Annotated in this window: 25 protein-coding genes; 8 read left to right on the top strand and 17 right to left on the bottom strand. The window is 50.5% G+C overall.

Annotated features, from left to right (window positions below; genetic code table 11):
* The 6 genes from FP815_08425 to FP815_08450 all read right to left on the bottom strand — a co-directional run.
* Positions 1 to 650, bottom strand: a 650-nt coding sequence (locus FP815_08425; protein ID MBA3014964.1) for a tRNA pseudouridine synthase A, incomplete at its 3' end; no start/stop codon positions are given.
* Positions 650 to 1201 carry a hypothetical protein gene (locus tag FP815_08430; protein MBA3014965.1) on the bottom strand — a complete coding sequence of 184 codons (552 nt, stop codon included), beginning with the start codon at positions 1199 to 1201 and terminating at the stop codon, positions 650 to 652. The genes FP815_08425 and FP815_08430, both read right to left, overlap by 1 nt.
* Positions 1202 to 1368: 167 nt before the next feature.
* Complete coding sequence (locus FP815_08435; GenBank protein MBA3014966.1) at positions 1369 to 2289, bottom strand: DUF2156 domain-containing protein; 921 nt, start codon at positions 2287 to 2289, stop codon at positions 1369 to 1371.
* Complete coding sequence (locus tag FP815_08440; protein ID MBA3014967.1) at positions 2286 to 2711, bottom strand: GNAT family N-acetyltransferase; 426 nt, start codon at positions 2709 to 2711, stop codon at positions 2286 to 2288. Before FP815_08440 ends, FP815_08435 begins: the two co-directional genes overlap by 4 nt.
* A gap of 268 nt (positions 2712 to 2979) precedes the next feature.
* Complete coding sequence (locus FP815_08445; GenBank protein MBA3014968.1) at positions 2980 to 3231, bottom strand: IS30 family transposase; 252 nt, start codon at positions 3229 to 3231, stop codon at positions 2980 to 2982.
* Positions 3232 to 3733: 502 nt separating this feature from the next.
* A complete protein-coding gene (locus FP815_08450) occupies positions 3734 to 5200 on the bottom strand; it encodes a hypothetical protein (GenBank protein ID MBA3014969.1) in 1467 nt (488 codons plus the stop codon).
* A 498-nt stretch (positions 5201 to 5698) separates the two neighbouring features.
* Between FP815_08450 and FP815_08455 the strand changes: the two genes are divergently transcribed.
* From FP815_08455 to FP815_08485, 7 genes are all read left to right on the top strand, one after another.
* Positions 5699 to 7381 (top strand): HAMP domain-containing protein, encoded by a 1683-nt coding sequence (locus FP815_08455; protein MBA3014970.1) that lies wholly within the window; start codon positions 5699 to 5701, stop codon positions 7379 to 7381.
* A gap of 27 nt (positions 7382 to 7408) precedes the next feature.
* Positions 7409 to 7885, top strand: coding sequence for a hypothetical protein (locus FP815_08460; GenBank protein ID MBA3014971.1), 477 nt, complete (start codon positions 7409 to 7411; stop codon positions 7883 to 7885).
* 274 nt (positions 7886 to 8159) lie between these two features.
* Entirely contained in the window at positions 8160 to 9392 is a 1233-nt protein-coding gene (locus FP815_08465) for a hypothetical protein (GenBank protein ID MBA3014972.1), read from the top strand.
* Positions 9310 to 10116 carry a chemotaxis protein CheW gene (locus FP815_08470; GenBank protein ID MBA3014973.1) on the top strand — a complete coding sequence of 269 codons (807 nt, stop codon included), beginning with the start codon at positions 9310 to 9312 and terminating at the stop codon, positions 10114 to 10116. Before FP815_08465 ends, FP815_08470 begins: the two co-directional genes overlap by 83 nt.
* Positions 10113 to 12830 carry a response regulator gene (locus FP815_08475; protein MBA3014974.1) on the top strand — a complete coding sequence of 906 codons (2718 nt, stop codon included), beginning with the start codon at positions 10113 to 10115 and terminating at the stop codon, positions 12828 to 12830. Before FP815_08470 ends, FP815_08475 begins: the two co-directional genes overlap by 4 nt.
* Positions 12827 to 13849 (top strand): chemotaxis response regulator protein-glutamate methylesterase, encoded by a 1023-nt coding sequence (locus FP815_08480; GenBank protein MBA3014975.1) that lies wholly within the window; start codon positions 12827 to 12829, stop codon positions 13847 to 13849. Before FP815_08475 ends, FP815_08480 begins: the two co-directional genes overlap by 4 nt.
* Positions 13850 to 13852: 3 nt before the next feature.
* Positions 13853 to 14866 carry a diguanylate cyclase gene (locus tag FP815_08485; GenBank protein MBA3014976.1) on the top strand — a complete coding sequence of 338 codons (1014 nt, stop codon included), beginning with the start codon at positions 13853 to 13855 and terminating at the stop codon, positions 14864 to 14866.
* 28 nt (positions 14867 to 14894) lie between these two features.
* Here the strand turns inward: FP815_08485 and FP815_08490 are convergent, their stop codons facing one another.
* The gene (locus tag FP815_08490; protein ID MBA3014977.1) at positions 14895 to 15683 is read right to left on the bottom strand and encodes a hydrolase; all 789 of its coding nucleotides are present in this window, start codon (positions 15681 to 15683) and stop codon (positions 14895 to 14897) included.
* Positions 15684 to 15802: 119 nt separating this feature from the next.
* On the opposite strand from FP815_08490, the gene FP815_08495 reads away from it, so the two are divergent.
* Complete coding sequence (locus FP815_08495) at positions 15803 to 15913, top strand: 30S ribosomal protein THX (GenBank protein ID MBA3014978.1); 111 nt, start codon at positions 15803 to 15805, stop codon at positions 15911 to 15913.
* Between the two features lie 97 nt (positions 15914 to 16010).
* Here the strand turns inward: FP815_08495 and FP815_08500 are convergent, their stop codons facing one another.
* The 10 genes from FP815_08500 to rpiB form a co-directional block, all read right to left on the bottom strand.
* Entirely contained in the window at positions 16011 to 18146 is a 2136-nt protein-coding gene (locus FP815_08500) for a cell division protein FtsK (protein ID MBA3014979.1), read from the bottom strand.
* Entirely contained in the window at positions 18130 to 18537 is a 408-nt protein-coding gene (nusB, locus tag FP815_08505) for a transcription antitermination factor NusB (protein MBA3014980.1), read from the bottom strand. The genes FP815_08500 and nusB overlap by 17 nt, the downstream gene beginning before the upstream one ends.
* A complete protein-coding gene (locus FP815_08510; GenBank protein MBA3014981.1) occupies positions 18537 to 19022 on the bottom strand; it encodes a 6,7-dimethyl-8-ribityllumazine synthase in 486 nt (161 codons plus the stop codon). Before FP815_08510 ends, nusB begins: the two co-directional genes overlap by 1 nt.
* Positions 19023 to 19156: 134 nt before the next feature.
* Entirely contained in the window at positions 19157 to 20359 is a 1203-nt protein-coding gene (locus FP815_08515; GenBank protein ID MBA3014982.1) for a bifunctional 3,4-dihydroxy-2-butanone-4-phosphate synthase/GTP cyclohydrolase II, read from the bottom strand.
* Between the two features lie 57 nt (positions 20360 to 20416).
* Positions 20417 to 21067 carry a riboflavin synthase gene (locus FP815_08520; protein ID MBA3014983.1) on the bottom strand — a complete coding sequence of 217 codons (651 nt, stop codon included), beginning with the start codon at positions 21065 to 21067 and terminating at the stop codon, positions 20417 to 20419.
* Positions 21068 to 21114: 47 nt separating this feature from the next.
* Positions 21115 to 22194: a bifunctional diaminohydroxyphosphoribosylaminopyrimidine deaminase/5-amino-6-(5-phosphoribosylamino)uracil reductase RibD gene (gene ribD, locus FP815_08525; protein MBA3014984.1), complete on the bottom strand. Its 1080-nt coding sequence runs from the start codon at positions 22192 to 22194 to the stop codon at positions 21115 to 21117.
* Positions 22195 to 22213: 19 nt separating this feature from the next.
* Complete coding sequence (nrdR, locus tag FP815_08530) at positions 22214 to 22699, bottom strand: transcriptional repressor NrdR (protein MBA3014985.1); 486 nt, start codon at positions 22697 to 22699, stop codon at positions 22214 to 22216.
* 69 nt (positions 22700 to 22768) lie between these two features.
* The gene (locus FP815_08535) at positions 22769 to 23215 is read right to left on the bottom strand and encodes a cytidine deaminase (GenBank protein ID MBA3014986.1); all 447 of its coding nucleotides are present in this window, start codon (positions 23213 to 23215) and stop codon (positions 22769 to 22771) included.
* A 22-nt stretch (positions 23216 to 23237) separates the two neighbouring features.
* A complete protein-coding gene (locus FP815_08540; protein ID MBA3014987.1) occupies positions 23238 to 24485 on the bottom strand; it encodes a serine hydroxymethyltransferase in 1248 nt (415 codons plus the stop codon).
* 134 nt (positions 24486 to 24619) lie between these two features.
* Positions 24620 to 25042 carry a ribose 5-phosphate isomerase B gene (gene rpiB / locus FP815_08545; protein MBA3014988.1) on the bottom strand — a complete coding sequence of 141 codons (423 nt, stop codon included), beginning with the start codon at positions 25040 to 25042 and terminating at the stop codon, positions 24620 to 24622.

Below are 25042 nucleotides of genomic sequence, written 5' to 3' on the forward strand. Positions count from 1 at the left end.
GCCATGGTACCGACCAACCGTCGCACCAAGTGCCACAGAAAATGAGACGCCACCACCCGCACCAGGAGCATTCCAGCCACCCGCTCCAAACGAAGGGCCTTGATCAGAACCAAGGTTGACTTTTTCAACTCCTGCTTTTCGGCAAAAGCGGCGCAATCATGCATCCCAACAAAGAGCGTGGCCGTCTGCTGCATCAAGGACAAATCAAGCGCTGCATCAAGATCCCAGACATATCTCCGAAAAAAAGCGCGCGGCTCCTCGGCTATCTGATAGAGATAACTTCGCCCCACACAGTGGTGCCGGGCGTGGAATCGTGAGTCTGCCGGGACCAGCTCGAGAATAGCGATATCCCTGGGCAGTAAACGATTAAGTGCGTCCTTAATCTCATCAGGCGACAGGCGCGTCACAACCTCAAGGTGAGCGGTATACTCCAGGGCATGAACCCCGGCATCGGTCCGGCCATTGCCCTGAAGATCGACCTTCCCCCCGGCAAAGAGTTCGACAGCCCGTTCCAGGATCACCCCCTGCACCGTTCGCACCGACTTCTCCCCCTGCTTCTGCCAACCACGATACGCCGTGCCATCAAATTCAAGGACCACCCGGAACCTCTGCCCGCCGCCGTCCCTTAGACCTTCACCCCTCTTGGCCATCAACGATCCCCACGGACCTCAGGCTGATCAAGATGCCCTTCGCGAATCACCCGGAACTTGCCGCTCACCTGGTCGAGGTCATAGATATTAAAATTGGTCCGGATGTCAAATCCTTGGTAGTGGACCGCAAAATTCAATGAAGCCGAACCCTCCTCAGCGGTGCGAATCCGGTGAAAAACCCGACACGGCCAGACCAGCATCGCCCCACCCTGGACGATCACCTCACCATTCCGACGTATCTCGTTCGGTGTGACCACAAACTCCTCGACCCTGCCATGCTCCGGGGTATAAATTTCGACATGACGAGTACCATGGAGCACGACCAAATTGTCGTCCTGTGACGGGTGCATATACCACGGCCTGGCCACCTCCTCCACTGGTCCCGGTGAAGTAGCGCCGCCCTCGTGCAGCACACGATCAATAGCATCAATCCTGGGAAGAAATTCCAGCGGCACGCAATCGAAAGTTACCTTCGAGGTGCTACGCAAAAGGGCCAAGGGAATAATACGGTAGAGCCCCGTCACTTCGTCAAGCACCGTTGTTTTTGACATCATCACTCCTCCATCATGAAAAATCATGGTCAATTATCGTAAATGATACCATCCAAAGATTAATAGTGATCAGCTCCTGGTCTAAGGTTAACAGACGCACGAATATCAGTCATTGGTAGAAGTCATTAACCGTCAACTGACAACCGACACCCTAAACCGGAACCATATCAAACAGAATGCAACCGTAACTCATACGACCGGATCATCCGTTCCGGGTAGTAGGAGCGTTTAGCCTGAGCAAGACCTTGCCGTCCCATATCACTCTCTTTGTTCACCCAGGTAAATCCTTGGCAAAGCGTCCGCGCGCACTCCCGGTCGAAGAACTGATACAATCCCTTGATGGTTTTGCAGGCCTTCTGGAATTGCAGCACAACCATTCCTTCTGTCAGAGGTGAAGCCAGAGCCAAGGCGCTGATAACCCCATCGATGCGCAAGGCAAGTCCCCGAACCGCCGTGCGCGGAACCAGCTCCAACATATTGACAGCTGCCTCCATCTCACACTCAAGGCTCGAATCACTCTGCTGAAAACAGCCCTCCTGTTCACACCACTCTTCAAGAAAGGCGATGCATTGACGGGTATTGATAATGGTAATCGGCTCAAAGATGAGCCTCTCCTGAGAGTGGACCTGCTTAAACTGCTTGATCAAATTCCTCTTTTTGGCATACCGATTCCCCTTCAACTCGGCAAGATCGCTGACCCGATACACATAGTCATGGTATCCAGACTGCTCAACGACCGCAAAAAATTGCGCCACCTCCTCAAAGCCGTAACGATCAAGGTAGCCCTGAGGGACAAACCAGTATCCCGGATAGCCGGCCTCTGCGGCAACCACTGCCAATTCCCGTGGAGTAGGCTCACTCACACTGCCCAACGGCAAGAGCAGATGCCGATATTCAGGATGACCGGGATATTCGGCCCCAAGAATGAGCCGAGCACCGACAACAGCAGCACAAGGATAAAAAGAGGCGCTCGACCAAGCCAGGATGCCGGGAAGGCTGTATTCACATAACTCGTAGGGCTGTCCAACAAAAAAAGGGAACAACCGCTGGTAATCGCTAATGGATATCCGGGTAAAAATACAAGTCATGATAATGTCAACAGCATAGGCTGGGAATTAACCATCTCCATAAAACCGAACTGTTCATAAAATGGCGAGGAACCACGCTCAGCGATCAGACCGATCCAGCCCAAGCCATCCTGTTTGAGTCGTTCAACAATCCGGCGAACAATACGAGAGCCGATACCCTGCCCACGCCAGAAGAGATCAACCGTCACGTCCTGAACATAGGCGTCACTGACCCCGTCGCTGATCGCCCGCCCCATACCAATTAACTCCCCATCAACGATGGCGGCGGCAAAACAATGGCTTTGCTTGACCAACCGGGTCAGCCGTTGGTAATCCTCGACCTCGGCTTCCGGCCACCACCCAGCCTGCCGATAAAGTCCGACAATAGCCCGGAGTTGGTCAGTAGACGGTTCGACAAGAAAAATAATCTGAACTTCGCTCATAAACAATCGCAGAAAACATGGTGAAAAAAATCAGCAAATGGCATATTTCATCTAAGGCGGATTCAAGAACGAAGTACAACCGCCCTTGCTGACGGGGCATAGCGCATAGTCTTATTAAAGAAAACATCACAAGGCAACCTGAAAAACAGGATGTTTCGAGGTCGATGATTAAGTACAGTCACTGCTGCTTGCACCTCTTCTTCTGTTACCGTTTCAAGCATAGTGCCTTTAGGGAAATACTACCGTAGCTAGCCATTAGTGTTCTCGTTTAACCCACGCTCCAGGAATGATATGAATGAGCAAAATACACATCCAGCTTCAACTCTTTGGCGATCTCCTCATGGCCGGCAAACTCCTTACCATTGTCGAATGTCACAATATGGCGTTTGCGCTTATGTGGGCTCAACAGTCTCTTAACAACCGCAAGCACGCGGATGGAGTGCTTGCGGGGTAGCATAGTCGCAAGCGTATAGCGAGAGGCTCTGTCCGCCAGTGTGACCAACGCGCCTTTGTTTGTGATCCTTGCCTATCACCGTGTCACCCCCAATCACCGATTCGCCCTTTCAAATCTATTATTTTAGAACGGTCATCGATGCTGATTCTGTTCTTCAGCGTTCCCCTTCACTCCTGGCCACTTCCATAGCGTTTCCGACAGCGCTTTTAACTGCAGAAATGAAGCCAAAATCACCTTTGGCACGCTTGTCATTATAAACGTAGAGGTTTCGTGACCGATTTTCAACGTTTTCTCCAGAGCCATGCGACCGGAAATTTGTTCAGGGATTCATTTTTCTCTTATCAATACATCAACTTGAGCCCAATCTTCAGGGGAAAAATTGTTTGCGTTTCGGCAAGCCAAGCGACGTGTTTCGCATCGTTGATTCGCTTAACGGCCGCAACCGAACAAGCCGTACGTTACGTTATTTGTCCCATATGGCAGCAAATCGTGAAGATATGATATATCTTAATCAATTGGCCTTGGATCAGAATTATCAACTTGGTTGCAAAGCAGAACTAAAACACTCTCAGTGTTTCACCTCGTCTTGGACTGGCTGGCAAAATGGGAGGGAAAGGGCTAAAATCATGGCGCACAAGAATCCGACCATAACCGACAAAAACAGTATCAGCCGCGACCTTACAGGCAAGTCTTCCTGGGCTATTTGAGGTGAGTTGAGTGGTTTGAATAGTTCGCCGTGGTCTTGTCGGCAAGCCTGACGAGCTGCTAACAGCAGTGATGAATATTCTTTGACTAACACTGAATAATCGGCCGCTGCCTGCTGGATGAAATCAGCACTTTTTATTGTCGGGGAATTGGTTTTCGAACGATCAATTTCAGTTTGTAGTGCCGCTTTTTGCGCAGCAAGATCGCGACGGGCGAGAAGGGATTGCTGAAGAAAGCTTGACATAGAAGCTTTATCTGAGAGATCGATGATCTGTTGGATAGTGTTGTCTCCTAATTGTACGGGGGCTTCACGTCCTGAAGTGGTGGCCTGTGGCTCTGCAGTTTGCGCTCGAAAGGAGTTGATATCGACAATGCTGCGATCAATTTCTCCGATATTGCTTGAAATTTCTTCAATCCGCAGCTGGGTTTCTACTAAAAATGTGGCTGCAGCCTGATCGGGATTTTCAAATAACCCGCCCAACATAGGCCGAAAATATATTTCGTTGAAACTCTCTAACCTGCTCTCCATGTCACTACTGTTCATCCCATTTTGACTGACAAGCATTTTGAGACGATTGTCCTCACCGATTAACCTTAATCCGTTTTTTATCCGAGTGAGAGTATGACGAGCGGTAAGAATATCCGATGTAGTGAGAAACGCTAATTTATCGTTGACAATTCCCGTATTGTCAAGTCGGGTGTCAATTAATATCCGGTATTTCTGACTGAAAATTTCGCTCCATGCCCCAGGCAAGGTACTCGCCAGAATGGTTCCTTGCTCGGACGACAAATTAAGCTCAGTGTGATCAACGATAATTTTCAACCCGCGCTCAAACACGCGCTTAAGCTCTTCTGTGTATTCGTTATTAATTTGTTCAATCTCGGATAATGAAATGTTTTTTGCTTTTAACCGCAACTGATATTTCTGCTGTATCCCTTCAGTCGTCGGTATCCCGTATTCAACCTGAATGGCATCGCGCAATTTATCAGTGACAGATAACCCTAGTTTTCCCGCGGCACGGGCGAGGACCTCAGGAATGAGTAGGTCCTGGGGAGAAAACCTGGTGCCGTTGGGATAGGTCGACTTATCAATTCCCAATAATTCTACAAAATACACCGTCGATGTCTGGGCTGTCACCTTATTGACTAATAGAAAAATCCCTGCCCCCAGAAAAAAAATTACAGGGATGATCATTAGCAGTCCTCGGCGATGCCAGAGTTTTTGCAAGATATCGGTGATGGATATTTCTTCCTGGTAGGTTTGATCTATTCTCATTCTTAAAAAATCTCCGTCCGTAAAAGAGTATTGGGTCAGTAAGTCAATCTCCAAGAAAATATCCCGGCGCCATTTTCTAAAATTTCCTCACGTACTTTTCGAAAAACGCAGAAAATCGTTTTGCATAAAAAGTCCTCGGCTTGAATCAAAATATCTGGTCAAAGAGGCCTATATTATATTACTAAATCTGAGACTTTTACCATATACCTTGATCCCTGCCTTGCTACAAGCAATCTTTTCCCTCACCACCACTCCCTCTATCTCGTAAAAATCATACCTCATAAACTTTTTCCAGCCTCTCCTCTCTCCCCTTCGACTCCGCTCAGAAAATGATCGCCTTGACGGTCTTGAGTGGCGCAGGGAGGGATCAGCAAAAGGCTTACGCTCTTCATGGAGAGCGATTTTTTTAATGTGTCGTCTGATGTATTAATACCACCCATTAAAAAAAAAATTTCCTTCTTTGTTCTGGGATAACAATTTGATAGAATGCTAACCAAGCACCTGGGTATGGAGTCGAATAGCCAACCCCAGTCCCTCTAAATTGCCTACAAAATGAAGGACTCAACAATGTTTTATAAATCATTAAGCGTCAAACTCCGGCTCGTCGGTTTCGTCATCCTCTTGCTTTCTTTGTTCATAGGGTCCGGACTCTTCGGGATCATGGGCATGCGCAGCAGTAACAACTCCCTCTCCTTGGTCTACACCAACGAGGTCATTCCCCTCACCAAACTAGAACAACTCCACAGCCTTATCCATGCCGAGATCATTCAGCAGGTTGACCGCCTGCTTTTTGAGCAAATCACCTGGGAGGAATGCCAACTCAAGGTAGAAAAGGCCAAAACTCAAATTAACAAACACTGGCAGAGCCTGAACACCCTCAACTCATCGGAAAAAAATGTCAGCACAACCGAAAAATGGCAAGACTCCTACTCTCTCATGGCTAACACCACCGATGACGTCCTGAACAATCTCACACTTTTGCTTCAAAGCCATGACCTTGAACGCCTAGACCTTTTCACGGACAAGAAACTCTACCCCTTAGGAGAACTCTATAGTGAAAAAATCGACCTGATGACCAGAGACCATCTGGCCATGATCGACAAGGAATACCAAATATCGCAGCAACGCTTTATCGTTGCAAAACAGAGCTTTATCCTTGCTCTCCTGGTCGGCGTGGCTGTCTCTATCTTCCTCAGCTTCTTAATCATCAAAAGCATCAACACACCACTCTCCATGATCACCACCGCCATGAAAAATCTATCCCATGGCAATATCAGTGAAAAAATCAGCTATGACCGCCAAGACGAATTCGCCATCCTGACCAACGGTTTCAACCAGATGTCCACCTATCTCTCTGACCTGATCTCCGAGATCGAACGCTCAGGCATTCAGGTCACAAGTTCAATCACCGAAATTGCCGCCACCATCAAACAACAGGAGACCACGGTCAACGAGCAGGCCGCCACCTCCAATGAAATTGCCGCCTCTACCACCGAAATCGCCGCCACTGCCGAAAACCTGATGGAGACCATGTCCAAGGTCACCGACATGGCACAACACACCGCCATGGCCGCGTCACAGAGTCATTCCCGCCTGAACAACATCAACAGCATCATGAAAAAGATGGAGGAATCATCGCAAACCATCGTCACCAAACTTTCCATCCTGAGCGAAAAGGCCCGCACCATTGCTGGGGTGACCAAGACCATCAATAAGATCGCCGACCAGACCAACCTCCTGTCCCTTAACGCCGCCATTGAAGCTGAAAAAGCCGGTGAATACGGCGCAGGGTTCTCGGTTGTGGCATCGGAGATCAGACGCCTCGCCGACCTGACGGCCGTAGCCACCTTCGATATCGAACAGATGGTCTCCGAAGTCCAATCCTCGGTAGCCAGTGGAGTAATGAATATTGAAAAATTTGCTGACGATGTCCGCCGCGGCTTTCAGGAGGTCCAGATCAGCTCCAACCAGATCTCTCAAGTCATTGATCAAGTCCAGGCGATACGACCACCGATCGAAACTGTCAACGAAGGTATTGCCGCCCAGTCCCTTGGCGCCAAACAGATCAGTGAATCCGTTGATCAACTAAACGAGGCGGCCCAACAAACCGCAGAATCGGTATCTCAGACCAGCCAGACCATTTTCCAACTGAACAGAGCGGCCCTTATCCTCAGAGACTCGGTCGCCAAGTTCAAAGTCAAATCCGGCCCGATATCTCCAGATAACGAGTCATGACAGGTCAGGACAGCGCCATAATGCAGAGTGCACAACGTCCAGAACACTCGGGGGACCTCATTCGTGCTTCTCGTACTCTTTAAACTTCAGAATGATGATTATGCCATTGACAGTAAACGCGTGGTCGAAATCATCCCATTTCTGCAGACGCAAAAAATTCCAATGACCCCCAAATACATCACCGGCATGGTCAACTATCGCGGCACCCCGGTACCGGTCATCGACCTCGGCCTGCTCCTGAATGATCAAGTATGCCAACAGCTGTACAGCACCAGGATCATCCTGACCAGTGTCACCCTTGGGGGGAATCTCCGAAAAATTGTCGGACTGCTTGCTGAAAATGTGACGGAGACCATTAAGACGGCCAAAGACTGGCGCCCCAAAGCAACTGACAAGGGACCACTCTTCCTCGACAACGCTTTACTTAATCATTCCATGGTCCGCTGGTTCGAGCCAGAGCAGATGCTCCCTGACGACATCCCTGGGCTCTCCTTCATGGATTAGGCAAACTACTCAGGTTATCGGTTTTCGGAGTCTCGCAGGCTCGCTTACCTGCTTAGACATCCCGTGACTTTTTGCGAGTTCATCATAATTCTTTTAACCGTAACCCTAGATAATTACGACTAATCAACATAACGGCTTGCTTTGACAATTAAAAACCAACCGCATCGCCTCACCCTATACGGGCAGAAGGTTAGAGCCGCTAGAAACTTATCCAGTATATCTGGAACAGCTGCCAAGGGACTCCGTCTCTACGCTATTAACCAAACTACTCTATATGTCAGACAATAGCCTGATCTCCCTCATTCTTGACTCAGTGCTTAAAGAGGCCATGGGACTCAACATCTCCTCCATTGGCGCAAATTCACTCAAGCATGCCATTGGCAGGAGAATGCGGGCTCTGGAGATGGAAAACACCCTCCAGTATCTGAACCTGATCAAAAAATCGACCCCTGAACTTAATGAACTTATTGAGGAAGTTGCGGTGAACGAGACGTGGTTCTTTCGTGACGAAGCGCCGTTCATCGCCCTGCGCGAATACGCCACCGCCTTTTTCCAGCAGGGCAAGAATAAGTCGCTACGACTCCTGAGCATCCCCTGCTCGACAGGAGAAGAACCATATTCCATGGCCATGACTCTGATCGAGGCCGGCATCCCCGCTCACTCCTTCACCATAGACGCCGTTGATATCAGTCGTCGCTCACTTGAGGTTGCTCGCCAAGGCATCTATCGCCCGAACTCATTTCGCACAACTTATGCCAAACGCTACCAAGGATATTTCTCTAAAACTAGACAAAGCTACGCCTTGGATAAATCCATCAAAGGGCTCATCAGGTTTCACCGGGGCAACCTCCTCCACCTCACCCCGCCCCTGACCAAAACCACCTACAATGTGATCTTTTGCCGTAACCTGTTGATCTACCTGGACTCAAGCTTTCACCAAAAAGCCATCGACACCTTCAGCGCCCTTCTTGATGATGCAGGACTGCTGTTCATCGGACATGCCGAATCAGGCATTTTCAGCCACAGTCGTTTCACTCAGGCCCCACACCCCAAAGCCTTCGCCTTTTATAAAAGGCCGGAAGAGTCAGAAAAAAAATCTTCCAAATACCTCTCTGGTAACGCCTCAGCAAACGCCAGTGCCTTTCTTTTTAAGAACTCTGTATCCTATGCCAATGCAACCATCACACACACTCCGACGAACCGCTACGGAGAACTCGACAGCTTGGATCACCAGATCAAGGCACACGAAGACCAGATCCAGAAACAGGGTCCAACCGCAGAAAGCTTCTACCAACTGGCAACTATTTTCGAACAAAAAAATGAGTGGAAAAGCGCGATCAGCATGCTGAAAAAAGCTATTTACCTAGACCCAAACTCCATCGAGGCAATTGACATGCTGGCAGCGATCTATCAACGCCTTGGGGATGAGGCCAACTATCAATCCTGCCTCAACCGAGGACGTAGAATCATCACCCGTCTGGCCATGCCGACCGACCCTAATATATAATAATAGCCTAATCCCGAGCCTGATCGCTTACCCAAGGAAGAAACCCGTGTCATTATCATACGCTGACCTTAACATTGACGACTGCTGGAACCAGATTGGTGTCTTCAGCAAGGAACAGAGCCGCTGTGAACGACTAGCAGAACTGGCCCACTGCCTGAACTGCGACCAGTACACCAGCACAGGCCGACTGCTCCTCAACCGCCCTCTTCCCGACGACTACCGCCGTGAACTCAGCGAACACTTGAGCCACCCCATCATCAAACAAGCCAAACGGACTCAATCGGCCTTCATCTTCAGAGCCGGCGATGAGTGGCTGGGCGTAACATCGACCATGATCAAGGAAGTGGTGGACATGGGCCCCATCCACTCCATCCCCCACAAGAGCAGCCGCATCTTTCGTGGTATCGTCAACATCCGTGGGCGACCGGAACTCTGCGTCTCCATTGGTGGCGTGCTAAGGATCGAACCAGGCACCAGACAACAGGGCACACCCGCGCCCGAGCGACTGATCGTTGCCGCCAAAGACGGACAGAGTATCGTCTTTCCAGTCAGCGAAGTCATGGGGCCAGTGCTCTATGACGCCAGCATACTCAAGCCCCTGCCCATAACCGTCTCCGGCTCAAAGGCGGTCTATACCAAAGGAATACTGAATATCAACGACCAAGAGGTCGGCATGTTGGATGACGCCATGCTGTTTCGTATCCTGACCAGAAACCTGGGATGACCATGACTGATCTCAACGACATGTCCCTTCTGGACCTATTTTTGATGGAGACTGGAAACCAATCCATTACCCTCACCCATGAGCTGTCGCTATGGGACAGCGACCATGGCGGGGACGGTCCTAACTTTACCGTCATGCACCGAGCAGTCCATTCCATCGCCGGTGCGGCCAGAATAGTCGACCTGCAAGAAATCATTGATCTGACTCAGGCAATGGAGAAGGGGATACGTGTAGCCTCGAGCCACCCCACCCCCGAAATTAGAAATCTTCTCGAAGCGGCAACCAACCACCTAGGCCATCTGACCACAAGTAATCCGAACCAAATCCAAGAGTCGCTTAAGGAGAAAGAGGGGCTACTTGCCGACCTGATCAAACAACTGCGGGCATTAAAGACCCCATCAATAGAGCCTGGCACAAGCACCCCTAAAACCAAAGCGCCTGCCGCCGCTCCCACCTCTTCCTTTGCTTCCAGCCAAGGGATGTTCCCGATCTTTACTGAAGATGCAGAAAACCACCTCGCCGTCCTCTCTGACAATCTTATTCAAATTGAAAAAAATCCCACTGCCATCGTCCTCCTTGAATCATCGATGCGAGCGATTCACTCTCTTAAGGGGGCCGCCAGGGTTATCGGCTTGACCGACATCGTTACCCTGACCCACACCATGGAAGAACTCTTCATCGCGGCCCAAAACAAGATCCTCACCCTCACCTCGGACCATATTGATACTCTGTTCTCGGCTACCGATCTCATCCGCAGCCTAACCAAAGAAAATGAAGAGACCGCCCCCCAATGGTTTGAGAGCAACAAAAAACAGATCACCGCTCTGGCCGATCAAATATTCACCATCGTCGATAAACACGAACAAATCGTCGTTGAACCGGCTGCCCCAATTATCACCAAGACCTCCCCTGAACCAACAACTGAAGGAAAAGTCGTTGGTTCAGCAAAAAATGTGTCAGATCGGCTCCTGCGGGTTTCATCGCAAGGCATGAACCAGATCCTGGCCTTAGCCAGCGAAGCCATGGTCGAATCGCGCTGGCTGCCCAACCTGATTGCATCCCTCAATCGTCTGAAGAGGCAACAAGATACTGCCTGGTACACCCTGGAAAAGTTTCGGCTTCAATTACCGGAAACAGGAATGCCGATCGCCATCGCCCACGGCCTGGACGAAATCAGCGCTAAACTCAAACGGAACCAGGACTTCCTCGGCACCCAAATTGCTGAACTCACAGAGCACAGCACTCATAGTGTCAGAATTTCCAATCGACTGCATAATGAGGTCATCAACAACCGAATGCAGCCCCTGTCCGAAGGCCTGATCGGTATTCCCCGCTTAGTCCGCGAGTTGGCCCGCAAGCTCAATAAACCAGTCCGTTTCGAAGTCATCGGCGCCGACACCCTGATCGACAGGGACATTCTCGAAAAACTGGAGTCTCCCTTTACCCATATTGTCACCAATGCCATTGATCACGGGATCGAAACCCCGGCAGAGAGAGAAAAATCCGGGAAACCACCAGAGGCAACCATCCTCCTGAACGCCAGGCACCATGCCGGAATGATGGTTATTACCATCTGCGACGACGGGCGCGGCCTTGACTATGATGCTTTGCGCCAAAAAGCCGTGGAGAAACGCCTGGTTTCGGCCAAAGTCGCAGCAGAACTGACCGAAACGGAGCTTGCTCATTTTCTGTTCTTACCGAACTTCACCACCAAGGCTGTCGCCGACAGTACATCAGGCCGAGGCGTAGGACTTGACATCGTCCACAACACCATTCGAGAAATCCGGGGCAGCATCGAACTCCACTCCACAGCCGGACAGGGATTGACCTTCGAACTCCAGCTACCGCTGACTCTTTCGATTATTCGCGGACTACTCATCGAAATCAACAACGAACCATATGCCTTGCCGCTGATCAGCATCGACCATGCTGTCAGGTTACCCATCAGCGAGGTAAAGGAGATGGGTAACCGTCCATATTTCATCTTTAACAACCGGAGATTCGGGCTCATCAGCGCACAGCAGACCCTGGAACTCAAGGAACAAACCAGGGACGATGACATCCTGTCCGTAATCGTCTTAAGTAGCGGAATCAACAGCTACGGCCTGATCGTCGACCGCTTTCATGGCATTCGAGATATGGTAATCCAACCATTAAACCAACGACTCGGCAAACTCAGAAGCATAAGCGCTGCCGCCATTGCCGAAGATGGCACCCCGATCCTGATTCTCGACATCAATGACCTTCGTCAGACCATGGATCACCTGATCTCTGGCGACCGTCTCCACCGGATCACCCCCCAGATTATCCCAAGCGCCAGCCGTTCAACCCACAAACGAATTTTGGTGGTCGACGACTCGATCACCGTCAGGGAAGTGGAACGAAAAATCCTTACCGATCATGGTTTCCTGGTAGATATGGCGGTGGATGGTCTTGATGGCTGGGGGATGGTGCGGCGCAACACCTATGATTTGATTATCACCGACATTGACATGCCCAACCTTGATGGCATCGAACTTCTGGTCCACATCAAAAACTCCAAAGAACACGAGAATATCCCAGTGATTATTCTTTCATACAAGGATCGTGAAGAGGACAAAACGCGTGGTTTGGATGCCGGCGCCGACTACTATTTAACTAAATCAAGCTTCCACGACCAAGCTTTGATTGAAGCCGTGGAAGATCTTATCGGTACACCTGGAGAATTTCGATGAAAATCGGCATAGTCAATGATTCAGTGATGGCGGTTGAAGTCTTACGTCGTATTATCGTGACCTGCCCCGAGCACCAGGTAGCCTGGTGCGCAGCAAACGGCGCCGAAGCCGTCGCTCTATGCCACCAAACCCCGCCCGACCTGGTCCTGATGGATCTGCTGATGCCGGTAATGGATGGGGTCGAAGCCACCCGCCGGATCATGAAAACCACTCCCTGCGCCATCCTGATCGTCACCGCCAGCGTCACCGGCAACTCATCCCTGGTTTACGAGGCCATGGGTGCCGGAGCCCTTGATGTGGTAGCCACACCGGTCCTGGGATTGAGCGGAGCTGGAACAGCAGCCAATGAACTGTTACGAAAAATTGACATAATCGGCAAATTAATCGGCTGCTCACCCAAGTCCACCCGGCGGCCCAAACCCCACCAAGAGAGCAAGCCCCCAAACCGCCCCCAAGATCCGCCCCTTATAGTCATTGGCGCCTCAACCGGAGGTCCGCAAGCACTCACGACCGTACTGACCAAATTCCCAGCCAACCTGCCCGCGGCAGTGGTAATTGTTCAGCACATGGATAAAAAATTCACCCACGGATTAGCTACCTGGCTCAACCACCAGGTAACAATGCCAGTGAAAATAATCCACGAAAAAGATCGCCCCAAAAAAGGGATAATCCTGGTGCCCAGCACCGAATACCACTTGATCATGACCAACAGTGGTTCCCTAATCTATAGCCAGGAACCAGTTGACAACTTTTATCACCCCTCGGTTGATGTTTTTTTCCAATCCATCGTCAAAAACTGGACCGGAAAAATTATTGGCATCCTCCTGACGGGAATGGGCCGAGACGGCGCAACAGGACTTCTGTCCCTAAAAGAAGAAGGCCACCATACCATTGCCCAAGATGAAGCTACCTCAGTAGTCTACGGCATGCCTAAGGCCGCTATGCAACTTAACGCGACCAAAGAAATTCTCCCTATCCACGAAATTGGCGAGCGAATTGTCGCCCTGCTCGGGAGATAACCCATGCAACCCAATCTCTTCAGCGACATTAAATCCATCAACACCTTCCGGATCTCTGTCCTGCTCATCGATGACCAACCGATGATCGCCGAGGCGGTACGCCGCGCCCTGGAGGACGAGAAAGATATCGAGTTCCATTATTGTCAGGACCCCAGCAAGGCTATTAAAATCGCCAACCGGATTCACCCGACCATCATCCTCCAAGACTTGGTCATGCCGGAAGTTAACGGCCTGATGATGGTCAGATTTTTTCGGGTCAACAAAGAAACGAACCAGATACCAATCATCATTCTCTCCACCAAGGAGGATCCCAAGGTCAAAAGCGAGGCGTTCAGCTTAGGAGTCAATGACTATCTGGTCAAACTTCCAGACAAAATTGAACTCATCGCCCGACTTCGTTACCACTCAACTGCTTACCTCTATCACCGGCAGCGCGACGAAGCCTTTGCCGCCCTTGAAGAGAGTCAGCGCAAGCTGCACGAAGCCAATCAGGCGCTCGAAAAATTATCTTCGCTGGATGGGCTGACCGGAATCGCCAATCGTCGTCAGTTCGATAAAGTCATAGCGAACGAATGGAACCGGGCGATTCGCAACTACAGCCCCATTTCCCTGCTAATGCTGGACATCGATTTTTTCAAACTCTACAATGACACCTACGGACACCAAAAAGGCGATACCTGCCTAAAACAGGTAGCTGAAGTTCTCAAAGCCAATGAAAAACGCCCGGCTGATCTCGCTGCCCGATACGGCGGCGAGGAGTTTGCCTTCATCCTCCCGGAAACCGACAAACACGGGGCTCTGGAAAAAGCCTCCTCAATTCTTAATATGCTCCGCGAGGCCAACATTCCCCATAAGGCTTCAACGGTCCACACGATCTTGACCGCAAGCATCGGTGTCGCCACCATGAACGCTGAGCGGGGCACTTCGCCCGACAACCTAATCCTCCAGGCTGACAAGGCCTTATATATCGCCAAAGAACGCGGACGAAATCAACTGGTGGTATCCGGAGAAGAGTAACTGGGCAGGATGCGCGGTGAGTCTGAAACTAAAGATAGGACCGCCCGCCAAGAAATCGCTTCTGGAAATAAGCGGCGGAGAGTTTGGACTGTATTACGGTCTTTCCACTGCTGGGCGCATGGATAAATTGATCGCTGCCCAGATAGACCCCAACATGAGACGCCTGGCCACTTGAGTCGGTACGAAAAAATACCAGATCCCCTGGCCGCAACTGCCCCTGACTGACACTCCTCCCACTACGAAATTGATCACGGGAGACACGGGGCATATCCAATCCAATTAGCTGGTAGACCATCATTGCCAGTCCGCTACAATCGAAACCTAACACCGGCGAAGAATCACCCCACCTGTAGGGCACCCCGACAAACTGCCGGGCAATAGCAACCCCATGCTCCCGAAGTCGATCGGGTGTATCCTGATATAGCACGGCAGGGTACGACTCCGGTCGCACCACGATGAATACCTCAATAATCATTTCTTTTTTCAATCGGGAAGCACTGTCATAAGCCAAGTTATAACTTTGGTAATTGCCGAACCGCACCCGATACAAATTGCCCTCACCACGGAAATAATACGCGGGAAGGCCTAAGAAAGAGAGACGCGTCGCGAGGCGAAAGGCATTTTTAGGATCAGCAAACGCCCCAACCTGTATCGTGTACCCCATGAATGGCAATCGCTGCTGAAATACCTGCCCTGATTGAGAATGGGACAAGACCGGAGGTTTAGCAGAATGATGTGCAGCACACCCTCCAAGAAAGAAAAGGACAGGGACGAACCAAGAAAAAAACAGAAAAGAGTTGCGCAACAGACTGTTCATCTGGTTATATATCTATCCTTATTCTAAGATAGCGTAGAGTTTTTCTTATCAATGAGCCCCGCAGTGAAAAAAACACAATCCACAATATCATAACAGACTAGAACAACCGGAGGAATACAATGGGCAAAGGTGACGGACGCAGCAAGCGCGGTAAAATATTCAAGAAATCAAACGGGAACTCACGGCCCAGAAAAAAGGTCAAAGCAGCGCCAACAGAAGAACAGAAGTAAATCTTACCCCTGAGCCGAGATCGCCCGGACTGATTTAGTTCTGGGCGTCGCTCAACTCTTGTTACGCCAAGAAGCGATTGAATACCCTTTTAAATAATCAGTACGTTCGACGTGTCAATACTTCTCGTGGTTTAGCCCCATCCGAAGGGCCGACAATCCCCTCTCTCTCCATGATTTCGATCATTCGAGCAGCTCGATTATAGCCAACCCGCAATCGCCGCTGAACCATGGAAATCGACGCTTGCCCAGACTCACAAACAAACTCCACCGCCTCGTCATACTTCTCGTCATAGTCCTGAGCAACCTCGTCGCTCCCTCCCTCTCCATTCGACTCTTCAGCAATTCGCATCACTGACTCATCGTAGTTCACCGGGCGTTGAGCCTTGAGAAAATCAACAATTCGACCAATTTCCTTCTCAGAGATATAAGCGCCGTGAATACGCTGCATCCGATTGGTCCCCGGGGCCATAAACAGCATGTCCCCCTTTCCCAGCAGGTGTTCTGCGCCAGAGGCATCAAGAATAGTCCGGGAATCAATTTTGGAGGAAACCTTAAAAGACATCCGGGTTGGGAAATTAGCTTTAATAAGGCCGGTAAGAACATCCACTGAGGGTCTTTGTGTTGCAAGGATTAAGTGCATACCCGCCGCTCTGGCCATTTGAGCCAAGCGGGCCACCGATCCCTCCACATCCTTGGAAGCAACCATCATCAAATCTGCCAACTCATCAATAATAATGACGATGAGCGGCAATTTTTCATCTGCTGCCTCATTATAGGTAGCCAAGCTCTTGACCTTCAGCTCCTCCATCAGGCTGTAACGGCGTTCCATCTCCAGGACCGCCCACTGAAGAGCACGACTGGCCATCTTCGGATCAACGACCACCGGATGGAGCAGATGAGGAATAGCCTCATAGGCCGACAGCTCGATCCGCTTTGGATCGACCATCAGCAAACGAACCTCGTCGGGTGTAGAATTTAAAAGGATACTGCAAATAATGGTATTGATACCCACCGACTTACCGGCGCCAGTGGCCCCGGCGATCAGCAGATGAGGCATATCGATCAAATTGGCATACACCGGACGACCAACCACGTCCTTGCCGAGCCCCAAAGTCAACGGCCTTACACCCTTCAAAAACTTCTCGTTCCCTAAGATCTCGCGAATATAAACCATCTGCCGAATGGGATTTGGGATCTCGATTCCGAGGGCGGCCTTACCTGGAATCGACCCGGCAATCCGAACGCTTTCGGTCTTCAGGACCATGGCCAAATCATTCTCCAGCGACACAATTCGACTGATCTTGACCCCTGGCGCAGGTGAATACTCGTACGTGGTGATAACCGGACCCGGCGAAATCCCGACGACGTGGCCCTCAACCCCAAAGTCTTCCAGCTTAGATTCCAGCTTCTTACTCACCGCCAGGTAATGCTCCCGATCAACCTCAGGGGTAAGGGATTCGTCCGGCTTGTCTAGGAGAGTCACCGGTGGTAGGGCAAAATCACCCTCAGCCACAGGCAATGGCTTAAAATCGGTATCAAGATCGGTCGCAATACGAACCGGCTCATTGACCTTCGGAACCACCCCGGCGCGATCAGCATTTTGAAGATCTCGACGCTTCGGCTCTCTCTCCGTACTCTCACTCACCGCAGCAACCTTATCGTTAAAATAGCCGTTTTTACGACGCTGATAGCTCGCAACCACCCACTCGGACACCACTGACATCAGCCGATAAGGAGAGAACTGAACAGTTATCATCAAAGAGATAAGACACAAAAAGAGACAGACAACCACAAATCCGGGACGTCCAAGGAAAGGGCTGATCGTAGCAAACAACGAAGATCCGATCGTTCCCGCAACGGGATACGAACCGAAAAAAAATGAAATCTCCTGCACTGGGCACACCGCGAGCAAGGTGCTGGCAGAGAGCAAAAATAGTGTTCCACCGGCTAAGATTGCAGGGAGACGATCAATATTTTTCTTCTGGAAGAAAATCTGAAATGGGAAATAAAAGAAAAAGAAGACGAGCCAAAAAGCGCTTAACCCAAAGGTCCAGGTCAAAAGATTGGCGCAAAAATTCCCCAGCCACCCTCCCCAGTTGGTGGTAGAAGAGCCGGAAAAACTCACCAGGCTGATCAACAAAAAAAGAGCGAAACAAAGCCCGGCGATTGCTATGATCTCCTGACCAAGACTAGGGCCGGAAATCGAGTCGGGGACGTTACTGGCTTTGGCCATTACTAATTGCGTCTAAAATACCATTGATAAATGACGGAGCATCATCAGTACTGTATCGTTTAGCGATCTCTATGGCCTCGTTGATAGCCACAGTAGCCGGCACATCATCCCGAAACAAAACCTCAAAAACTCCAATTCTGATCAGGTTACGGTCGATGATCGACATCCGGCCCACCCGCCAATTTTTGGCATGCTTGGCAATGAGGGCATCTATTTCTGCTCCATGAACGCCAACGCCCTCGATCAAGGCATGGGCATAAGAAATAGCCTTTTTGTCAGCCTCAAAATTATCACAAAGAAGGGTGAAGTGCTCAAAAGGAGTCTCAACGCAAACTTCGGCCTGATAGAGTGCCTGAAGCGCCAACTCCCTTGATTTACGGCGATTGCCCATTATTTTGTCCGATTCCCGCTATTTTTGGACGAGGGCAGCACATCAACCAGATTAACCATCTCGATCGCAGCCACAGCACAGTCTGAACCTTTATTTCCAGCCTTAGTGCCGGCGCGTTCAATGGCCTGCTCAACCGAATCCGTGGTCAGAACGCCAAAAATCACTGGCAAACCATGTTCCAGGCTGACTTGCGCCACTCCCTTAGCCACCTCTCCGGCTACATAATCAAAATGAGGGGTCGCCCCTCGAATAACAGCGCCGAGGCAGATAATGGCGTCATAACACTTACTCTGAGCCATCTTCAGCGCTGCAAAGGGAATCTCATACGCGCCCGGCACCTTGGCTACTTCGATATCATCTTCTGTTGCGCCTGAACGAAGCAGGGTATCAACAGCCCCTTCCAAAAGTCGATCACCGATAAATGAATTGAATCGTGCTACAATAATACCAAACTTTCTGCCTTTGGCCTGAAGGCCGCCTTCCATGATCTTCACTGTTGATCCTCTTTAATAATATAGGGGTTAAGCTAAATAAATTTATACTGGCGAAGTTACAATTCCCTAACCGTCCTTGGCGAACAGGCCGCAGTCCAATCAGCAAATTAAGCCGGACTGTTCCCTCACACGTCCAGCATATGACCCATCTTTTCCTTCTTGGTCTTAAGGTAATTGATATTATCAGCATGGGCTTCAATCTGAACAGGCACCCGGTCAGTAACCTGGATACCGTACCCTTCCAGCCCAATAATCTTTTTGGGGTTATTGGTAATCAACCGCATTTTACGTACACCAAGCTCACGTAATATCTGGGCGCCGATTCCGTAGTCCCTGAGGTCAGCCTTGAATCCCAGATGTTGATTGGCTTCCACAGTATCCATCCCCTGATCCTGAAGGTTATATGCCTTGATCTTGTTAACCAGACCGATACCACGCCCCTCCTGATGCATATAAAGAACGACACCGCACCCTTCCTTCGCCACCATCCGCATGGCAGCATGGAGCTGGCTCCCGCAATCGCAGCGCATTGAACCGAAGACATCCCCGGTCAGGCATTCGGAGTGAACCCGGACAAGAATCTCTTTATCAGAGGAGATATCACCCTTAACCAGAGCCACATGCTCAAAATTATCCACATCGTTGGTGTAGACAATGGCTCTAAAATCACCACCGAAAAAAGTAGGCAAATCGGCCTCGGCCGCGCGATGCACCAGGGTATCCATTTTCAGCCGATAAGCGACAAGGTCTGCGACAGTAGCTATCTTTAAATCATGAGTCTTAGCGAAGACTTTGAGATCGGGCATTCTGGCCATGGTGCCATCATCCTTCATGATCTCACAGATCACGCCGGACGGTGCCAACCCAGCCAGCCGTGACAAATCTACCGAACCTTCAGTCTGTCCAGTCCGGACAAGAACCCCACCTCTGCGGGCACGCAAAGGGAAAATATGCCCTGGACTGACGACATCACCGGGCTGAACCTCAGGATCGGCTGCCACAAGAATTGTTCGCGCCCGATCCGCTGCGGAAATTCCGGTGGTCACCCCGGTACGGGCCTCAATACTTATGGTAAATGCGGTGGAAAAGGGAGATTGGTTATCCTGGACCATCATCGGCAGCTTGAGTCGATCAATCTGTTCAGGATTCAAAGTCAAACAAATCAGACCCCGACCGTGAGTGGCCATAAAATTGACGGCCTCAGCCGTAATCATGGAGGCGGCCATGCATAAATCACCTTCGTTTTCACGATCCTCATCATCCACAAGGATGATCATCTTTCCTGCGCGAATATCTTCTAATGCTTCTTCAATGGTATTAACTGTCATTATCGGTTTCCTGAAAATCCTTCTTCTTTCATGAATAAAGCACGCTAGAGGGTGTCTCTATCGTAAAAATCCGTGCTCGGCCAGAAAGGCCATGTTGATCTTAGATGCCTTCCCTTGCTGATCATGGGTAAGCAGTTTCTCGACATATTTTCCAATGATATCGACTTCGATATTAACCGACCCTCCAGGGACAAGCTGGCCCAAGGTGGTAATAACCATGGTGTGAGGAATAATCGACACCGAAAAACTCCGGTCATCAACGTGATTCACTGTCAAACTGATTCCGTCAATAGTGATCGACCCCTTGTGAATAATATAGCGGCCATGCCCAGCAGGCACGGTAAAGGTGAACACCGTAAAATCCCCGATCCGCTCACGACTCAACAACTCACTGACTCCATCCACGTGACCGCTGACCAAGTGACCGCCCAAGCGATCACTGATTCTTAAGGCCCGCTCCAGATTAACAGCGCTGCCAACTTTGAGTCGGCCCAAGTTTGTCTTAGTCAGACTCTCTGGCGAGACATCGGCATAAAACCGTCGATCGCGGATGCCCTTGGCCGTCAGACAGACCCCATTAACCGCAATGCTCTCTCCCTCCTGAGGATCGGTGAGGTCGAAATCGGTCTCCAAGCCAACCACCAAGCCGCCCCCTGATGGACGAGTCTCAAAAATTGATCCTTTTCCTTGAATGATGCCTGTAAACATTGGGTTATAACAAATTGATCCGTAAAATTATCTAAGCTGAATCAAGATCAGCCAACAAGTCCTTCTATCATCAGATCATCACCAAATCGCCGGTGATGGATGGAGGTAAGGCGCGGGGCCTGATCAACACGGTCAAGTCCCAAGGCAGAGATCAATGGGGTCCCGTCCGCACCTAAAATAAGCGGCCCGTAAAACAAGTTCACCTGATTAACCAGTCCCTGTGACCAGAAAGAGCAATGAACCCGGCTGCCGCCCTCAACCAGCACACTGGTGATCTGCCTCCTACCAAGGTAGAAAAGAACCTCATGCAAGTTAAGCAAGCCGTCACCACCAAGTCCAATCGGCAGAACAACAGCGCCCGCAGCCTCCAGCGCAGCCGCACGGTCAGGGTCAGCTTTAGGGCCACAACAAACCAAAGTTTGAGCAGTTGATTGCTGAGCAAGCATTCGGGCCTCGGGAACAAGACGAAGATCCCTATCAAGAACAACACGCAACGGATCACGGTGATTTCGCCCAGGCAACCTCGTAGTCAACGACGGATTATCGGCAAGCGCCGTACCAATACCCACCAGGATAGCGTCGACTCTATCACGAAGTTGATGAACATATCGGCGCGACATCTCGTTAGTAATCCAACCGGAGTGACCGCTACGGGCGGCAATTCTTCCGTCCAGCGAAAGACCGGCCTTCATGATCACCCACGGCTTCCCTGAGGTGATCCAGTGGCAGAAATGACGATTGACCCTCTGACAATCCTCGTTCAGAACACCACTCACCACCTCAATGCCTCGATCCTGAAGATAGCGAATTCCCTGTCCTGCTACCAAAGGATTCGGGTCTGTCATTCCTACCACCACCCGAGAAATACCGCATTGAAAGACTGCTTCACAACACGGCGGGGTACGTCCATAGTGACTACATGGCTCCAGAGTTACATAAAGAGTCGCCCCGGTGATCAGCTCAGGCAAGGCCTTGGCAATAGCATTAATCTCTGCGTGAGGCGTTCCAGCTTTTCTATGGTACCCCGTTGCAACGACCGCCCCATCTTTAACAATCACAGCGCCGACAAGAGGATTCGGCGATGTTCTGCCCTGCGCCCGAACCGCTTGCCGCAGCGCCAGTCGCATAAAGCGACGGTCCTGGTCGCTATTTACCATCGCCATGGGCATTTGACGTGCCGTTGCCGCCCAACATCCCCTTCAGCTCGTCCATAAACTCGTTAAGATCTTTAAACTGCCGGTAAACGGACGCAAAACGGACATAAGCCACGTCATCAATCCGGCGCAACCCATCCATGATCTTTTCTCCAACGACTGCGATCGGAATTTCCCGCTCCCCCATATCCTGAAACTCACGTTCGATCTCATCGACAAACTCTTCAATCTGGCCCATGGACACAGGACGCTTCTCACAGGCCTTCTTCATCCCTTCCACAACCTTAAGACGATCCCAGTTCTCTCGCCGGCCATCTTTCTTAACCAGCATTGGCATAGTAACTTCCAGCCGCTCATAGGTGGTGAATCTTCGCTCACAGGACTCACACAACCGCCGTCTCCGGGTAATGGTAAATTCTTTGTTCAGCCTGGAATCCACTACCCGATTATCGAGGTGACCACAATACGGACATTTCATAAAACTATCCTCCTGGGGTAAAGGGCAGAGTCTAAGAGCAGGAAACCTTGTTTCTATGATCAGTGACGATCACACCATCTGAATCAAGGGGATTTGCGCTTCCGACAGTAAAAGGGAGGTGAGTTCATCCGGGTACCCTTCCTGGTAGCACACCTTCTCCAACTGGATGTTGATCAACATCTTGGTGCAGATCGAGCAAGGAAGGTTGGTACAATACAAAGTCGCACCACCAACGCTAAATCCATGCACTGCCGCTTGGATGATCGCGTTCTGCTCAGCATGGAGCCCGCGGCACAACTCATGACGCTCACCGGAAGGAATCCCTTTCTGTTCCCGAAGACAACCGACATCAAGACAATGCTTAATGTTGGTTGGGGCTCCGTTATAGCCGGTGGCAATAATTCGTTTATCACGGACCAAGATTGCCCCGACCCGACGCCTGATGCACGTTGATCGTTGCGCTACCATATGGGTAATGGCCATAAAATACTCATCCCATGATGGACGGACTGTCATAACGTGATCTGCCATGATCAGATCAGACATCAAGATCGGGATAGAGCGGGAAACGCTCGCAGATAGTACGGACTTGCTGACGAATTTGGGAAAGGACATCGGGCTTTTCGGCATTGGCAACAGCCATTTTGATCCAGTCTGCGATCTGCTCCATCTCGGGCTCCTTCAACCCCCGAGTCGTAACTGCCGCCGTGCCGATTCTAATCCCGCCGGTGACAAAACGACTCTGAGTATCAAAGGGGATGGCATTTTTATTAACGGTAAGGCCTGCAGCCTCAAGAGCCTCTTCAGCATCCTTCCCGGTAATGGACTTACTACTCAAATCCACCAACATAAGATGATTGTCAGTACCACCGGAAACTAGTCGAAAGCCATCTGTAATCAGTCGAGCAGCCAAACTGCGAGCATTTTTGACGATTTGAGATTGGTACTCTTTAAACTCCGGTGTCATTGCCTCTTTAAAGGCTACCGCTTTAGCGGCAATCACATGAACCAAGGGACCACCCTGGATACCAGGGAAAATTTTACTGTTCAGTTGCTTGCCAAAGGCCTCCCGGGACAGGATCAAACCTCCGCGAGGACCCCGCATGGTTTTATGAGTGGTCGTGGTGACAAAGTCAGCGTAGGGCACAGGAGAAGGATGCACTCCTGCTGCCACAAGACCAGCGATATGGGCCATATCAACCATAAAAAGCGCCCCCACCATGTCTGCAATCTCTCGGAAGGACTTGAAATCGATCACCCTGGGGTAGGCACTGGCTCCGGCTACAATCATTTTCGGCCGCTCACGACGCGCAATGGTCTCGACCTCGTCCATATCGATCATCTCGGTCTCCCGATTCAAACCGTACGAAACAAAATCAAAGAGCTGGCCGGAAAAGTTAACCGCACTGCCATGGGTCAGATGACCACCATGAGCGAGATCCATCCCCAACACCTTATCACCAGGCTTAAGGACCGAAAAATAGACCGCCATATTGGCCTGGCTACCTGAATGAGGCTGGACGTTGGCATATTCAGCCTTGAAAATTGCCAAGGCCCGATCACGAGCCAGCGTCTCTATCTGATCAGCGTACTGGCACCCGCCGTAATAGCGTTTACCCGGATAGCCTTCAGCATATTTATTGGTAAATATCGAGCCCTGCGCTTCCAGCACTGCTCGGCTAACGATATTCTCGGAAGCGATCAGTTCCAGTTGGTAGCGCTGACGCGCCAGTTCATCTTGAATGGCGCTGTGAATTTCCGGATCAGAATTCTTGAGAAAAGACACGGGGATTCCTAACACAGGTTGAAGTTTAACGATTGAGAAAAAAGACTCAGCGGAGGGGATAGTTTCCCCTTCTGCCTCGATATCCCTACTCTAAGAAGTGCTCACAGGAGCAAATAACAAAACGCCTCGTACACCTAGAACATTTCAATCCGACGGAGATGACGGCCACCCCCAAAATCGGTATTCAGCCACGTGCGAACCATCTCCAGGGCCAGTCCCGAACCAACAACTCGGGCGCCGACACACAGGACATTGGCATCATTATGTTCACGACTCATTCGAGCGGTAAACTGTTCGTGGCAAAGGGCGGCGCGAATCCCTTTAAATCGGTTGGCCGCCATAGACATTCCTATCCCAGTACCACAAATCAAAATGCCTAACTCAGCTTCGCCATTCAAGATAGCGGAACATACCGATCGAGCAAAGACCGGGTAATCAACTGAATCATCAGAGTAACAGCCCATATCCAGGACCTGATGCCGATCATGCTCTAAGAGTCTGACCACCTTTTTCTTTAACTTGATGCCACCATGATCGCTACCAACTGCCACCCTCAT

The organism is Desulfobulbaceae bacterium, assembly GCA_013792005.1.
Lineage (GTDB): Bacteria > Desulfobacterota > Desulfobulbia > Desulfobulbales > VMSU01 > VMSU01.

Coding starts and splice junctions, on each gene's coding strand:
- FP815_08430 (MBA3014965.1), bottom strand. CDS start 1,201: ATGTCAAAAACAACGGTGCTTGACGAAGTGACGGGGCTCTACCGTATT.
- FP815_08435 (MBA3014966.1), bottom strand. CDS start 2,289: ATGACTTGTATTTTTACCCGGATATCCATTAGCGATTACCAGCGGTTG.
- FP815_08440 (MBA3014967.1), bottom strand. CDS start 2,711: ATGAGCGAAGTTCAGATTATTTTTCTTGTCGAACCGTCTACTGACCAA.
- FP815_08455 (MBA3014970.1), top strand. CDS start 5,699: ATGAAGGACTCAACAATGTTTTATAAATCATTAAGCGTCAAACTCCGG.
- FP815_08465 (MBA3014972.1), top strand. CDS start 8,160: ATGTCAGACAATAGCCTGATCTCCCTCATTCTTGACTCAGTGCTTAAA.
- FP815_08470 (MBA3014973.1), top strand. CDS start 9,310: ATGAGGCCAACTATCAATCCTGCCTCAACCGAGGACGTAGAATCATCA.
- FP815_08475 (MBA3014974.1), top strand. CDS start 10,113: ATGACCATGACTGATCTCAACGACATGTCCCTTCTGGACCTATTTTTG.
- FP815_08480 (MBA3014975.1), top strand. CDS start 12,827: ATGAAAATCGGCATAGTCAATGATTCAGTGATGGCGGTTGAAGTCTTA.
- FP815_08485 (MBA3014976.1), top strand. CDS start 13,853: ATGCAACCCAATCTCTTCAGCGACATTAAATCCATCAACACCTTCCGG.
- FP815_08490 (MBA3014977.1), bottom strand. CDS start 15,683: ATGAACAGTCTGTTGCGCAACTCTTTTCTGTTTTTTTCTTGGTTCGTC.
- FP815_08495 (MBA3014978.1), top strand. CDS start 15,803: ATGGGCAAAGGTGACGGACGCAGCAAGCGCGGTAAAATATTCAAGAAA.
- FP815_08500 (MBA3014979.1), bottom strand. CDS start 18,146: ATGGCCAAAGCCAGTAACGTCCCCGACTCGATTTCCGGCCCTAGTCTT.
- nusB (MBA3014980.1), bottom strand. CDS start 18,537: ATGGGCAATCGCCGTAAATCAAGGGAGTTGGCGCTTCAGGCACTCTAT.
- FP815_08510 (MBA3014981.1), bottom strand. CDS start 19,022: ATGGAAGGCGGCCTTCAGGCCAAAGGCAGAAAGTTTGGTATTATTGTA.
- FP815_08515 (MBA3014982.1), bottom strand. CDS start 20,359: ATGACAGTTAATACCATTGAAGAAGCATTAGAAGATATTCGCGCAGGA.
- FP815_08520 (MBA3014983.1), bottom strand. CDS start 21,067: ATGTTTACAGGCATCATTCAAGGAAAAGGATCAATTTTTGAGACTCGT.
- ribD (MBA3014984.1), bottom strand. CDS start 22,194: ATGCGACTGGCGCTGCGGCAAGCGGTTCGGGCGCAGGGCAGAACATCG.
- nrdR (MBA3014985.1), bottom strand. CDS start 22,699: ATGAAATGTCCGTATTGTGGTCACCTCGATAATCGGGTAGTGGATTCC.
- FP815_08535 (MBA3014986.1), bottom strand. CDS start 23,215: ATGACAGTCCGTCCATCATGGGATGAGTATTTTATGGCCATTACCCAT.
- rpiB (MBA3014988.1), bottom strand. CDS start 25,042: ATGAGGGTGGCAGTTGGTAGCGATCATGGTGGCATCAAGTTAAAGAAA.